Origin of the sequence: Buttiauxella noackiae, assembly GCF_000737905.1 — a bacterium.
GTDB classification, from domain to species: domain Bacteria; phylum Pseudomonadota; class Gammaproteobacteria; order Enterobacterales; family Enterobacteriaceae; genus Buttiauxella; species Buttiauxella noackiae.
Window position 1 is genome coordinate 237,628 of the sequence record NZ_JPRU01000001.1, and the last position, 14,968, is coordinate 252,595.

Here is a 14,968-nt window from a genome sequence, read left to right on the forward strand (position 1 = left end):
TGAGTGACTCAAAATGGTTTAGAAATCGTAACCTACGGTGGCAATCACAGAACGCTCTGCACCCCAGTAGCAATAACCCGTACCGTAACAGCCAGCAACGTAGTCACGGCCTGTCAGGTTGGTGGCGTTAACCTGCACGAAAGCACCTTTTAAAGATGGCGTCCACGCACCCATATCGGCACGCACCATCGCATCCAGCAGCGTGACAGAAGGCACGCGCAGAGTATTTTCGTTATCCGCCCATTGCTTGCCAATATAGCGTACGCCCGCACCCAGACTGATACCTAAGTCGGCTTTGAACATTCCCCACAGGCTTGCCATTTGGTCAGGTGTCACATACGGCGTATTGCCGTCGTTACCGTCGATTGCATCCTTAAAGCGCACTTTGTTGTAAGTGTACCCAGCAATGGTTGAGAAACGCTGATTCCACTGTGAACGCGCTTCCAGCTCAACGCCCTGCGAGTGAACCTTACCTGCTGGCTCAAAGTAACTGCCCTGAACCACACGGTTACCGACATCTTTCTGCGTCAGGTCGTATAGCGCGACGGTATACATATCTACTGTGCCAACCGGCTGATATTTCACACCCGCTTCGTACTGCTCGGCAGTGGTCGGCTTGAGCAATTTGCCATCAGCATCAGGCAGAACCTGCGGTGTAATTGCCTGGCTGTAACTGACGTAAGGAGAAACCCCATTGTTAAACGCATACAGCAGGGAGGCACGTCCGCTGAAATGATCATCGGTGCGGTTATCTGTCACGTCACTGTCAATGGCTTCAGCCACGATATGGCTTTTGGTCACCATATGGTCGTAACGACCAGACAGTGTCATATGCCACTGATTCCACTTCATATCATCTTGTAAATAGATGCCAGTCTGTTCGTACTGACGCTTACCTGCTTTGGTCAACAGACCCTGATTAATAGTGGAGTAAGTCGGGTCGCGTGGATCGTAATAGTAGAAACCGCCAGGGCCGCCAGATTCGCCCGTCCATGGATTCAGGTTAGTGGTGTAAGCGGAATCATCAGAGAGGTTGTTGGTGTATTTATGGAATTCACCGCCGAGCACCACTTTGTGGTCCAGTTCGCCGGTTGCGAAATCCGCTTCCAGTTGGTTATCGATGGCGTAAGCGTCGAGCGATGAGGTTTCACCGCTGTAATAACGCATCAGTTCATCGTGCGCTGCATCTGCCCAGCCAATTTGGTAAGCCTGCTTCAGGCCCACATTTGAGTGAGTGTAACTGGCGTTGGAGCGGAAGGCCCACACGTCATTAAAGCTATGAGCGAACTCGTAACTGTAAATTTGCTGGTGGCGTTTGAATTCGTCATTACCCGGTTCGACATCAGAGAAACCGGTATCGAGTTTGCGTCCGGTAGAAGAATAGAGACTGCCGTCAGACGGAACAGAACCGTGGAAGCCGCCCGATGGATCTTTTTCCAGATAAGCGCGCAGCAACAACGAGGTATTTTCGCTCGGTTGCCACAACACTGAGGGGGAGATGGCATAGCGTTCTTCACGCGTTTTCTCATACTGGGTATCGGTATTTTTTGTCATACCGATGAGGCGCCAGGCCCATTCATCATTGATCGCATTGGTATAGTCGAATGCGGTGCCGTTGGTATTGTTGTTACCATACATAGCACGGACGTGGCCTTCCTCAATGAACTGCGGGCGTTTTGAAGTTTCCATTACCAGTCCGCCAGGAATGGTTTGCCCGTAAAGTGCGGAAGATGGCCCTTTGATAACGTCAATACGCTCAAGGAACCATGGGTCAACCTGCACAACGTTGTAACTGCCGCCGTCACTCATCAGGCGCAGGCCGTCAAGGAAGGTGTTATTCACATCACCGCCGTGAAAACCGCGCAGTGCAACTGTGTCATAACGCGTCGCACCGCCAGCAAAACCGGTGAAAGCGCCAGGTGTGTAGTTAAGCGCGCTGTTTACCGATAATGCACCCTGATCATCAATTTGTTGACGAGTCACGACAGACACCGACTGACCGGTAGTGATTAACGGCTCATCCGTTTTGGTGGCGCCACGACTGACCGTCGCGCTGTAACCCTGGGTTGGGCTGGTGGAGGTTTCTGTAAGTGTGTCGGTGACAATGACGGTATCTTCCGCCATCGCGTAGGTTGGAGCAGCAAGAGCAAGCGCGCAGAGTAAAGCGGAACGCTTTACGGTAAATGCCAGTTTCATTTAATTATTTTCCCGAGAAGGTCTTTTTGTTATCACCTGAAGAGCCGATCTGTGCCGGAGGGTTTGATATAAATTCAGGCGATCTTATAACGAATAGGAATGCGAATTATTATTGTTATTGTTTATGTAAGCAAGTGCAAATATTGGCAGGTAGAGAATTAAAACCCATGAAAAGACAGGTGTTTTACAGAAGAGTGCCGACTTTACCAGACCCCCTCCCTGGAGAGGGGGGCTGACAAGGTCGGTTGTGGGAGAGTTTTTTCTCCTTCTCCTTGAGAAAAGGAGAGGGTCAGGTTGAAACTATATTATTGGGCTGATGCGGCTTCAATCTTCGTTGTTTCAGTGACAGGCCCCGGTGTCGCAGAAGGCAATTTATCCGGTGTGGAATCGCAGGGCTTCTCTTTACCGCATAACAAATCGAGCATTTTCAGCGTCACGCCGTTGGTCCAGCCAAAACCATCCTGGAGAGGATATTCACCGCCACCACCGCCTGTACCCGTGCTGGATACATCATACTTTTCTACCAGTTTCTGCTCGCGGTTGTAGGTATGCTGCACATTAGTCATGAAGCGCCAGGTGACTTCCATGGCTAAATCTTTATGCCCGTAATTCTGCAATCCTTCGGTAGCCACCCATTGCAACGGAGCCCAGCCATTGGGTGCATCCCACTGCTGACCCGTTTTCAGATTGGTTGTCGCAAGCCCACCGGCTTTAAGCAGTTGCGCGCGAGTGATGGTTGCCATTTTGTCCGCACGCTCTTTCGAGGCCACGTGCACATAAAGCGGGAACAGTGCGGCGGCGGTCAACTGAGAGCGAACAGCGTTAGTTTTGAGATCGTAATCGGCATACCAGCCCTGTTTGCTATTCCATAAATGCGCTTCCAGAGCTTTCTGGCGAGCATCTGCCAGTTGCTGGTATTGCGTTGCAGCACTGGTGTCTTTCGCAACAGTGCTGGCGTGCGCCAGCGTTTTTTCCATCTGGAATAACAGGGCGTTTAAATCGACCGGTACGATTGAAGTTGTGCGAATCGAACCAAGTTGTTCCGGGTTATCCATCCAACGAGAGCTGAAATCCCAGCCCGAGGCGGCAGCGGCACGCAAATCACGATAGATTTCTGTCGCGGGCCGATTCGGGTTGTTTTTCGCGGTAGTCACATCATCCAGATAAGATTCAGTACGCGGCGTATCTCTGTCATCCCAATAGCGGTTCAGGACTGAGCCATCTTTAAGTTTCACTACGCGCAGGTTTTCAGAACCCGGTTGCAATGCATCGCTACCCTGCATCCAGTAGGCGTACTCTTTTTTCAATTGCGGCAGGTAAGTGGTGTAGGTTTCATCACCGTTATGGCTGGCCAGCAGTTCAACCATAAAAGCAAAGAACGGTGGTTGCGAACGGCTCAGATAATAACTCCGGTTGCCATTGGGAATATGCCCCCAGGCATCAATTTCGTGGGCAAAGTTATCCACCATATCCTGCACTTTGTCCCAGTGGCCGCTTTCTGCAAGCCCCAGCATGGTGAAATAACTGTCCCAATAATAGACTTCGCGAAAACGCCCGCCGGGTACGACATACGGCTTAGGTAACGGTAGCAACGAGTCCCATTTATCAACGCTGTCTGTGGTGCGCGTTAGCACCGGCCACAGGCTATCGATATGTTCACGCAGCGTCTGTCCTTCAGGTGGAACATATTTTTCACCCTCGCGCGGCAGGGTGAAGTTCACATTCACAAAATGACGTAAATCGAAGCCAGATTGATTGCGCTGCATGCGGTAGTCCGCAAGGATCATTAACGGATCGTTATTAGGAACCGCATCTGCAAAGGTCTTTTGGTCAGGGAATAATTTTGCAGTCTGGACATCAGTAAATAGCGGGCCAAGGAGCACATCTGGTGGCTGGGGCTGCGGTTGTTGTTCGTCAGCCGCCGAAGCGGGCAAGGTAAAAGCGACGAACGCACAACCGATAGCTATTTGAATCGCAAGCAATAAACTACGAGGACGGCGCAAAGCAGGATTTATCATCTATTGTTCTCCTTTTCATGATCGCGTGAAGTTTTAGCGATCAACCCTATGAAAACCTTAGACGAATTTGCGGGCAGTACCAGGTGCCATGTCGCATATTAAAGGAAAGCAGATAATTTACCTGCGGCACTGGCGCTTACCCTTGCGGATTAATTAACCACGTTCCGGCTTGTTCCACAGACAACGTCATGTTCCGCGTCTTATTATTGCCACGCAACGTGATCTGATATTTCCCGGCAGGCAGTTGCAAGAAACCATACCCATTGGCCCCAGGCGTGATTTTTTCTGTTTTGCCATTCACATCCAACTCTTCACCCTCATTCATGCGGACATATACGCGTGCCAGCATACCGTCAGTGGCGGGTACAACAGTTTGAGTTGCCACCGGTTGGACTTTTTGCGCCACGGGCGTCTCAAGTTTTGCCGTCTCGGCAGTTGGCGTTGCCGAGAAATATCCACCAAAAATGACCGCGCCTATCGCCACGCCAGCCAATAAACTGGCCGCTATCTGCAGTGGCAATTTGTAGCGTTTGCGCAAAGGAGATAGCGGAGTCATCTCGGCATCTTCCAGAGCAACCAACATGGTGCCCGGTTGTTTTAGTGATGTGTTGCCATTGATGCCGCTCATCGGAATTTCGGCCAGGGCCGCAAATTCAGCAATAGATTGCGGGCGGTCTTCAGGTTTTAGCGCCAGCGCGTGGTCTACGGCCTGCAACAAACTGTGGGAATAGCCTTCAGGGCCATTCTTCGCGAGTTTAACGCAAGGGTCCTGAATCGTGCGGGTGACACTAGCAGGAGGGCAGGTACCGGTTATCAACGTATAAAGAATGGCACCGAGCGCATAGATATCAGTCCATGGCCCTAATTGGTTTTCGAGATCGTCAGCGTACTGTTCCAGTGGGGCAAAACCAGGATTAAGCGGCGTTTTAATCTCGTCGCTGTTTTCTGCGTTGGCGCGCAGTGGAGCACCTGCGTTAAGTAGCAGCGGCGCTCCGTTGTCCTGAATCTGAATACTACGCAGGGACAAATCACGATGAATAAATCCTTCGTCGTGCAATGTGGCCAGCGCTCCGCACAACATCGGCAAAATCCTGCGTAACCAGGCATCGTTGATAATTTCGGGATGTTGTTGATGCAAATCTGCAAGCGTCATGCCGCTGGAGTAACGTGTTGCTGCATAGGCGGTTTCGTTTTGCGTCCAGAAACTTAAAACCTGAAGCAGGTTAGGGTGGTTGAATTGCGCAAGCTGACGAGCTGACTGCACAAAGCGACTCATACCGGAGTTGAACGCCTGGCTATCTTGTTTACTGCGCAAAACCAGCTGCATATTATCGCTACGAATGGTCAGCGCACGCGGCATAAACTCATTGATTGTTACCGGTCGTTCAAGTTGATGATCCCACGCTTTATAAACCACGTTGGTATTGGTGGACTCAGTCACTTGCTGAATTTCAAATTCGTCGAAACGGAAACCTGGCGGCAGAGCGTCGGGAAGTTCTTGTTCGTAATCTTTATCAGTCATGATGGCCTTTCTATGCACGAAATCGACGAATATTCACAGGTTATTTCTGGGAGCGCCATGCGCCGACCGCCGGATCACGCAGTTGCGGACGCAGGGAGTCAATCAACAGCAAGGTAATAGGTGTATCTGGCGCAAGCCATGCCGACCATACTTTACGTACTTGGTTTAAACGCGTCTGAATTCCTGCCTCATCAACGGTCATTTCACGCGGAACCTCAACAGCCACAGTACCGGTGGCTTGCCAGCCATTTAACTCGGCGTTATAAGGTAAAATCATCCAACTCTGTGGCGCGTGTTCATTACTGACCACCATGCGCTCATTATTCAGGCTAGTGATAAGCAGGCTGTCAGAATTTGCATCTGAGCTCAGTCCGCTGACAGGGAAACCATGCACGAAGGTCATCACATTACGTTTTTCACCGTGATTGCCGCTTTGAATAATTTCACTACGTCCATTCAGCCAGCCGCCTTTTTCACATTTCCCGTTGGGGATAAACATTGCCGAAGCGTTGACGTCACCTTGCCAGAAGGTGCGCAGATGGCAGCCATCCTGCAGCGTAAACTCTTGCCATGGCGTGCGGTCAGCTAACGGTGAATTTTCATCGGAATGCGGCAGTGCGTTTGGTTCACCTGAAACTACCGGCGCAACTATGACTGCCCAATCGCTGCTTTTGGTCGCCGTGCCGACGGCCAGCGTCTGGCCTTGTGGATCTTCCAGTTTCCAGCTCACCAGTTGAACAGAGCTACACTGGCTTTCCAGCAGGGTGCCAAGACGCGGCATAAAAACGTTAAGTACAGACGGATTTTTATCGCCATTGGCTACGATTCGTAAGGGGATTTCGGCAGCACACCAGTTCTGTGGCGTGTTGTTTTGCACATCATCTATCCAGACATCGAGCTTTTGCGAAGGAGACTGAACGATACGGTAGTTCCCAGCCCAAACGGTTGTAGAAGCCAGCAACAGCGCCAGACCCGAAAGCCAGAGTTTCATAGAAATCCTTGTTAGCCGAGCAATATTAAATAAAAGGTCATGACACAAAACACTGTGGATTAATCAATAATCCAGGTGCCGCTGTTGGCATTCTGACAGGCTTTGCTGGCATCATCGACGGCAACACAGGTCGTTTTCTTTGAAGCTTTACGTGGGCGTGGACGATCTTTTTTCAGCGTCTGGGCATAAAGTTCACTTTTGACCAGTGCGCGTGCAGGAACATAGCCCAACATTTCTTGTTTATCTTGCTGCGCAATCGCGAGCCATTTGTTCTCGACCTCGCCAAGCACGGTGTAAGTTTGCCCGTTTTCAAGGGTACTTATCACTTTCCCACCAAAATCAGGTTTGCTCAAAATAGAGCCCGGATAGAGTGCCCGATAACTGGCGTTGACCGGAGTGAACTCTTTTGGCGCGGCTACAGCGTAACGGTGTGTGAGGGTGACGCCATTGATTTCACTGGTCACGATAGTATCGTCTGTCATTTTTGGCGGCGGTGCTTTACAACCCACTACAGTGGCAACAACAGCAATGATCAACAGGCTTCGCAATTTCATCGTAACTTTCCCTGAAAATATGATTCAAACCTGGTCGCCGGCAGGAGGTAATGGCGATGAAGAAATCCAGGAATCTGAAGAATTATTCACACTGCTTATACATAGTAACGTTAATTTTACATCGCTTGATTAACAATTCAATGGCGATGTAACTGATTGACATCATTAAGTGTTCAGTATGTCTGGAACTGGCACAGAAGTGACGATTCACAAGCTGAATGTTATATCCTACCGTTTACCAGTGGCATATATTATAAAACATGATTTCAATTTTAGGAGTGAGTACGACGATGGAACCGTTATTGCCTAATATCTGCGATTTTATTGCACATGTTTCGCCACTTAACACGCTCCCGGTGGAGGCGCAAAATGAAATCACGCGTTCTATCAGCATTAGCTATCTGGCGGTTGGCGAGACACTGCCTTTCGATATTGCGGCTGCTGAACGCTATCTCTATATCGTACGTACCGGCTCGCTTGAGCAACGCTGGAGTGATGGGGTGTTACGTGCCCGTCTGGGGCCAGAAGACTTGTTTGGTTTCACCTTCCTTGAAGGGATTCCCGGTAACCCTGAAGATTGTTACAACGTCACGGCCATTGAAAACACACTGCTATACCAGATCCCACACAGCGTGCTGGAATCGATGCTGCAAAAATATCCCCAATACGCGACACACTTTTCGATTAACGCTCATGAACGCCTGAATTGCGCAATGGACGTTGTGTGGAGCGATGAAGATAAAGGCATGTTTGTGCGCAAAGTTGCCGACCTGGCGAGCGGTACGGTTTCCGTCGTTCAAGCGACAACATCGATACAAGAAACGGCCAGGCAGATGCGCTGGGTCGACCGCTGCTCAACGGCGGTGATCATCGAAGATGATAAAATTATTGGCATCATCAGTGACCGGGATATGACGCGGCGCGTAGTGGCTGAGGGTTTTGATATCTCGCGCCCGGTTAAAGAAGTGATGACCGCAGCGCCTATAACCGTTTCCTCGGGGGATCTGGTTATGCATGCGGTCGCACTGATGATGCGCCATGGTGTCAGTAGCTTGCCGGTAGTGGATTGCCAAAAACCCGTCGGCCTACTAACGGCTTCACATCTGGTGCAGCATCATCGCGTGCAGGCTATTTTCCTGATTGAGCGTATTAACCATTGCCAGTCCGTCACGGAATTAGCCGTTCTTAAAGTTGAACGCCAGGCAATATTCGAAGCTTTGGTGGAGGGGAATTTACGCAGCGGCGTGGTTGAAATGGTGATGTCGATGCTGATGGATGCCTTCACTCGCAGGTTAATTGAACTTGCCCTTAGCGAGTTTGGCGAGCCACCTTGTGAATTCTCATGGATAGTTGCAGGCTCGCACGCCCGCAATGAAGTTCATGTTCATTCCGATCAGGATAGCGCGATTATTTTGCCCGATAGTGCCGGTCCTGAGGAGCAACAGTGGTTTTTGCGTTTCGCTGAATTTGTCTGCTTCGGTCTTGATGAATGCGGTTATCCATTATGCACAGGCCATTTTATGGCTTCTGAGAGCCGTTGGTGCCAGCCGCTGTCGATATGGCAGGCCTGTATTCGCAAATGGGTCACTAACCCGGAATATACGCAGCTATTGAATGCCACCGTATTTCTGGAAACGCGAGCATTTTACGGCAACACCTGGCTACATGACGCATTCCAGCAGTCGTTGCTAAACGATATTGCGGCTCATCCTGGCTTCTTACGTTCACTGACGCGCGATTCAGCCAATACTTCGCCACCGCTTGGTATTTTTAACAATCTGGTGCTGGAAAAAAGTGGCAACGACAGCAAGACACTCAATATCAAACGCTTTGCATTAACGCTAATCATCGACCTGTCGCGTATTTACGCGCTGGCAGCAGGGTGTAGTGAAACCAGCACCGAAGCGCGTTTCCGGGCCGCACGCGACAAAGGATTAATGTCCCCCAGCGGGTGTACTGACATCATTGATGCTTTTCACTTTTTAACCCGGCTGCGGTTTAATCACCAGTTATCGCAGTTGCGTAAAGGGATAACCCCCGATAACCAGATTGATCCGCGAGAGTTTGGCAGTTTTGAACGCAAGCATCTGAAAGATGCCTTTCGGATTATTGCCCGCCAACAAGAGCTGGCCCGTATGCTGTTTGTTAAGGGGTAATAATGAGTTTTCTGTCGCGTATTTTTCCGACTTCTCGAATCACCCGTTTACAGACCGAGCGTGAGCAGTGGCTGCGTGTGCCAGGGCTGAGTCATGCATTAAAACAACTATTAGAAGCCCCATTACCGGATTTCAACGCGACCGTAACGCATCTTCCCTGGCTGGTGTTTGATTTTGAAACCAGCGGCCTTGATGCCAATACGGATTGTATTTTGTCGATTGGCAGTGTGGTTGCCGAAAACGGGCAAATCGGGCTTGCGAGCGCGCAGCACCACTATATTTCCAGCGGTAATCCGGTGAGTGCGCGTAGCGCGATTATCAATCACATCACCCCGGAGATGCTGCGTGATGGTGTAGCGCTGGATGAAGCCATGGAGGCATTGTTCACAAGTCTAACGGGGCGAGTGGCAGTAGTTCATGGCCGAATGGTTGAACGGGCATTTATTAACGCATGGCTTTTTAAACGTTACGGACGGGAAGGGTTACCCTTATTGTGGATTGATACGCTGGAGCTGGAGCGGCGTCATCAGCAGGCGGCAAGACGTATACAGAATGATTTGCGGCTATCCAGCATTCGCCGCGATTACCATCTTCCCGATTATCCGGCGCATCACGCATTGTGCGACGCTGTGGCAACAGCAGAAGTGCTACTGGCACAAATTGGTGCTCGTTCGCATGGCCATGATTTGCTGTTGAATGCGTTTCTTTGTGATTAATGATAAACCTGACCTGCGGCGCGACTTATTTGCGAGGTTGCATAACTGTTATAATTTAAACTTCAGTCACTTTAATTTCTATTTTATAAAGTTGCAGATAAACGAGCCGTTGAAGTGGGTTCATTCTTACTGGACCGAGATCCTAAAACGGGTTAGCAATTATCTTGCCCGGCAGAACGGCTGCGTTTAACCATTACGCGGGCAGACAACCAATACTGAATCTGCTCCACAATCCGATATATCATCCAGCGCTTCGCATCTTAGGTTGGTGGAATATTCTTGAGATGGTTTTTTCTCAATTATATATCGCTAATTTATCTGTTTCACCATTCCAAATTCATATTAATTTTAAGCAGAAACAGTTAAGCATATCTGCTATAACAATTGACGAATATTGTTTGCAGACGGTAAAAGTTATCACCTCTGAGGCAATATTAGTCGTTGTTAATTAACTCATTAGTCGCGCAACTCAGCTTGCAGATATTCTGAGGTGTGTAACGAGAAGGTTGTATTTACTGAAATAACGACGGGTTTGTTTGTTTTAATAATTAACATCAAATAACAAGTTCTACCGCAACAGGTAGATAATAAGTGCAAAACATAAGCGGAAATAGACCGCGCAACATAATATGAAGGCTTTTATGGGCAAGACAATCATTACTCAATTTTCTTATCAGTTTGCAGCGACGAATGAAGCCGTTGCTCGGGCGGTGGACGGGGATACGTTAACCTTCAAAACACAAGACTGCTTTTCAGGACGAATTGTTGATCAGTCTGATTTAACGACCTCCTTTAACTACGACACAGCCAACCCGGCAACGGGGCCAGTATTCGTCGAAACCGCACAGCCAGGCGATATTCTGGTGGTCGAAATTCTCGATATCCGGGTAGCTGCGCGGGGTGTAGTCACCACCTTACCAGGCTGTGGCCCGCTTAGCGATACCCAGGAAATCCGCACAAAGCCTGTCCAAATCATTGACGGTAAAGCGCTGTTCAATGACCTGCAAATACCTATCGACCCAATGGTTGGTGTGATTGGTGTTGCCCCGGCGAAGGGAGAAGTCCGTTGTGGCTTCCCTGGAAATCACGGCGGGAATATGGACTGCAAACAGATTAAGAAGGGTGCGGTGCTCTATTTACCGGTTCAGGTGGAAGGTGCGTTATTTGCGCTCGGCGATCTCCATGCGGTGATGGGCGATGGTGAGCTATGTGGTACGGGGCTTGAAATCTGTGGGGAAGTGGACGTACGTCTAACGGTTCTTAAAGGTCAGTCTATTCAATGGCCGGTGCTGGAAACGCCAGAAAAATGGTACGCCATCGCCAGTGCTGAACAATATCCTGATGCGCTGAAGCTAGCCGCTGAACAAATGCAGGCGCTAATCTGCAAAGCGTACGGCTGGGATCTGACCGACGCCTATCTGTACATGAGTTTGCAAAGTGATACTGAAATTTGCCAGGCCTGCAAACCTTGTCTGGTCGATTTGATTGTGCGCATTGGCACACCAAAAAGAAGCGATAAGCCGTTAATTTCCCGGAGTGAAGCATGAAGAACGTATCCGCTGAACCAACGTTGAAAGTCGCTCTGAGTTATAAAGATTTGGTTATCTATGGCCTTGTCTTTATGGTCATTATTGCGCCGATGTCCATTTTTGGTTTTGTCAGTAAAGAAAGTCACGGCATGGCACCGCTGGTGTATGTAGTGGGCGTCGCGTGTATGATTTTTACCGCGTTAAGCTATCGTAAAATGTCCCGCCGTTATCCGATTGCGGGTTCCGTTTATGCCTACGTTAATAAAGCCACTAACCCGCATATCGGTTTCCTTGCAGGCTGGCTGATTATGATGGATTACCTGTTCGCACCGGCACTGTTGTACGCAATGACTGCGACCTGGTGCACCGATTTGCTGCCGTTTATTCCAGGTTGGGTATGGGTTGCATTCTTTATGCTGACTAACTGCTGGGTTAATATTCGCGGCATTGAAAATACGGCAAAGACAGATATTTTCATTTTCAGTATTTCTGCTCTGGCGCTAATTGTCTTCCTGATTGTCGGCATCAATTATATTGCGCATGGCGGTGGTGTGGGCGAGTTTACGATGACGCCGTTCTATCAGCCCAATGTGATTAACCCGCAATTCATTGGTACAGCAGTCACAATTGCAGCGCTCTCCTTCCTCGGTTTTGACGGAATCAGTACGCTTGCAGAAGAGGCTAAAAATCCGACGAAAGATATTGGTAAGGCGATTATTGCCGCGCTATTTATCGTCGGTGGGTTATTTATTCTCCAGTGCTACATCGCAACGCTTATCCAGCCGGACTTTATGAAGATGGATGCGGATAGTGCCTTCTTTGATGCAGCATTCCTTGCGGGTGGCGCGCCACTGAAGATTTTCCTGCTGATTGTTAACATCCTCGCGGTGGGTATTGCCAACACGTTAGCAGCACAGGCTGCGGCCTCACGTATTGTCTTTGGCATGGCGCGTGACCACTTCCTGCCTTCTATGTTTGCCAAAATCCATCCAACCTACCGTACGCCATGGATCAGTACCATTGCGATTGGTGCACTGTCGTTGGTTCTCGGGTTATCGCTGTCGATAGACTTTCTGGCGAAGCTGATTAATTTCGGCGCGATGAGCTCGTTTATCATTTTAAATATCAGCGTAATCTGGATGTTCTTTATCAAAGAGAAACGTCGCAATAGCGTGCGTGAAATTATCTCCAACCTGTTATTCCCACTGATAGGGACGGCCATTCTGATGTATGTCTGGGTGAATTTCGACTCAGCCACCATGAAGATAGGCTTTACCTGGCTTGTGATTGGTATCGTGATTGGAATGGTTAAGACGCGATTCTATAAGCGTTTACCGAAGCCGGTCGTTCTTTCCTGATATATCCTGCTGCGGTCAGCCCACTGCTGACCGCAGCTTTTAGCGTTACTTCTGAGTGTTAATGACTCCCGCCCGATTAAGAATATTTTCTATCTCAACCTTCATCTCTTCAGTTAACGGCGTAGCCGGTGGTAGTGAATATACCGGAATATTCAAACCGACAAGGCGCAAGGCATATTTCACTGCGTTGTAAAACGGCAAGTCCATACTATAAAGGGGCGGTATCCAGGAGAGGGATTGTTGTAATTCAATTGCCCGAGGCAGATCTTGTTTGCGCCATGCATCAAGGATCCCACAGGTCAGTTGCGGGGCGAAGTTCGCGCTGGCGGGGATGCAGCCGTCACCACCGAGGATCAATGTTCCCAGCAGGTATTCATCATAACCAGCGAATATCGCAAAATCGGGCCTGTCCGGTTTCACTGCGTGGATGGTTTCACGAATATGGGACAAGGTATCAACGGTATCTTTCAGCCCGACAATATTTGGGCAGCTTAGTGCCAGCTCACGAATAACAGGCACTGGGATAGCCTGGCCTGTCAGGGCGGGGAAGTTATACAAAAGAATCGGCAACTCAAGTGCGCTGGCAATGGTTTTGTAATGGGCGAGCAGATTTGCATCACTTAACGGGTTGTACCATGGGTTGACCACTACCACGCCGCTGGCACCCAGCTTTTGGGCATGAAGCCCGGCATCAATGGTCTGTTGTGTGCCACAGTGGGCAATCCCTATCAACACGGGCTTTCTACCTGCAACCTTCTTTATACAAAACTCTGCAACCTGTGCCCGCTGTGCTTCAGACATATGGGCAAATTCCCCGGCGCTTCCGAGAAAGAACAGGCCATTAATAGGCGATGAGACGAGGTGTTCAATTAAAATTGCCTGTGCGACACCATCAAATTCACCATGGGCATCAAACAATGTGGGAACCGGGGGAATGACACCACTAAAACGAGGTTGCTTCATTAGCTACTCCTGCAGGTTATTGAGTTTATTGTCCGTGAAAAGCTCGTTGGTTTAATGAGTGAATAGCTTTAATTGTAGCGGAACGAGAGAATGTGAAAGCCGATCATGTCGCATTACTGAACTGTTGTTTCAAATACGTACATTAATCGCTCGGAGAAAAGGCTTACGGCCATCGGGTGATGATGGCCGTAGGTAAATCGATATGCGCGGTGGTGGGAATGGGTGAATAATCAGTGCTCAAGCATCTCATGGACAACTTGTTCTTTGGACAAGTTGTATTGGTAAAACGTCGGCCAGTTATCCATCTCATTTAGTAAGGATTGCTGTGAATCATTACCCATGAATATATGGAAATGTTCAGATTTACGTGGGGAGATAATATGGTCGCTAAACTGCACGTATTTAGGTGCTTTTGATTGGCTGTCTTTGCATTCAAACAGATAGCGCACGCCTTTTTTCCCTGAAGTGTAATTCAGGATTTTATGACCGGCGTAAGTGTACAGGCAGGAACTTACGGTGTCACCGCGATGGAATTCAATAACGTTATTCTCAATGCCAATCATATCAATATCCGTGGCATAGCCTTTCTTGTAATACTCTTTATATTGCGCCGCTGTTTTGCTGCTATCTTTGCGCGCTTTTTTCTCCATCACGACATCTAAATCGCCGTTTAACAGATAGGGATTGACTGACTGCCATACGCCATCCCAATCGCTTAATGCGCGGTCCTTCACCTGTTTATTTTCAAATACGCCTTCGCTGGCTTTACGCTCTGCTTCAGATAGCGGTGCGCCATGTGAATGGCTATGTGCCATTGCGTTCGTGCTACTCAGTAACATGCCCATGCCAAGAACCATGGTGGTAATCCGTGCGGTCATCAGTCTCTCCGTTGGTGTTCCAGATAATGATTTAATGTTATAACATAACAATATCGACATTCAATATCTTTGCACATCAAACCGGAG

General features: G+C 49.1%; 11 protein-coding genes and 1 pseudogene. 5 read left to right on the top strand and 7 right to left on the bottom strand.

Translation table 11 applies throughout. The features are described from left to right. Positions 1-18: 18 nt before the first annotated feature. From IX31_RS01025 to IX31_RS01045, 5 genes are all read right to left on the bottom strand, one after another. Positions 19-2,196, bottom strand: coding sequence for a TonB-dependent siderophore receptor (locus IX31_RS01025; protein WP_034455266.1), 2,178 nt, complete (start codon positions 2,194-2,196; stop codon positions 19-21). A 305-nt stretch (positions 2,197-2,501) separates the two neighbouring features. Beyond that, positions 2,502-4,214 (bottom strand): alpha,alpha-trehalase, encoded by a 1,713-nt coding sequence (locus IX31_RS01030; protein WP_034455268.1) that lies wholly within the window; start codon positions 4,212-4,214, stop codon positions 2,502-2,504. A gap of 136 nt (positions 4,215-4,350) precedes the next feature. Further along, positions 4,351-5,736, bottom strand: coding sequence for a serine/threonine protein kinase (locus IX31_RS01035; RefSeq protein WP_034455270.1), 1,386 nt, complete (start codon positions 5,734-5,736; stop codon positions 4,351-4,353). A 40-nt stretch (positions 5,737-5,776) separates the two neighbouring features. Further along, positions 5,777-6,727 (bottom strand): hypothetical protein, encoded by a 951-nt coding sequence (locus IX31_RS01040; RefSeq protein WP_034455271.1) that lies wholly within the window; start codon positions 6,725-6,727, stop codon positions 5,777-5,779. Positions 6,728-6,786: 59 nt separating this feature from the next. After that, positions 6,787-7,281: an SH3 domain-containing protein gene (locus IX31_RS01045; protein ID WP_034455273.1), complete on the bottom strand. Its 495-nt coding sequence runs from the start codon at positions 7,279-7,281 to the stop codon at positions 6,787-6,789. 290 nt (positions 7,282-7,571) lie between these two features. On the opposite strand from IX31_RS01045, the gene IX31_RS01050 reads away from it, so the two are divergent. From IX31_RS01050 to IX31_RS01065, 5 genes and pseudogenes are all read left to right on the top strand, one after another. Further along, positions 7,572-9,437 carry a putative nucleotidyltransferase substrate binding domain-containing protein gene (locus tag IX31_RS01050; protein WP_034455275.1) on the top strand — a complete coding sequence of 622 codons (1,866 nt, stop codon included), beginning with the start codon at positions 7,572-7,574 and terminating at the stop codon, positions 9,435-9,437. A 2-nt stretch (positions 9,438-9,439) separates the two neighbouring features. Beyond that, positions 9,440-10,153, top strand: coding sequence for an exonuclease domain-containing protein (locus IX31_RS01055; RefSeq protein ID WP_051880450.1), 714 nt, complete (start codon positions 9,440-9,442; stop codon positions 10,151-10,153). An 84-nt stretch (positions 10,154-10,237) separates the two neighbouring features. Next, positions 10,238-10,306, top strand: a pseudogene (locus IX31_RS23540) (hypothetical protein); the annotation flags it as partial. A 488-nt stretch (positions 10,307-10,794) separates the two neighbouring features. Beyond that, the gene (locus IX31_RS01060; protein ID WP_034455278.1) at positions 10,795-11,700 is read left to right on the top strand and encodes an acetamidase/formamidase family protein; all 906 of its coding nucleotides are present in this window, start codon (positions 10,795-10,797) and stop codon (positions 11,698-11,700) included. Continuing rightward, positions 11,697-13,040, top strand: a complete 1,344-nt coding sequence (locus tag IX31_RS01065; RefSeq protein ID WP_034455280.1) for an APC family permease — start codon at positions 11,697-11,699, stop codon at positions 13,038-13,040. Before IX31_RS01060 ends, IX31_RS01065 begins: the two co-directional genes overlap by 4 nt. Positions 13,041-13,085: 45 nt before the next feature. Here IX31_RS01065 and IX31_RS01070 read toward each other — a convergent pair whose 3' ends face one another. Together IX31_RS01070 and zinT are read right to left on the bottom strand one after the other, a co-directional pair. Next, complete coding sequence (locus tag IX31_RS01070; protein ID WP_034455281.1) at positions 13,086-14,003, bottom strand: dihydrodipicolinate synthase family protein; 918 nt, start codon at positions 14,001-14,003, stop codon at positions 13,086-13,088. 230 nt (positions 14,004-14,233) lie between these two features. After that, positions 14,234-14,881 (bottom strand): metal-binding protein ZinT, encoded by a 648-nt coding sequence (gene zinT / locus IX31_RS01075; protein ID WP_034455283.1) that lies wholly within the window; start codon positions 14,879-14,881, stop codon positions 14,234-14,236. Positions 14,882-14,968 lie beyond the last annotated feature (87 nt).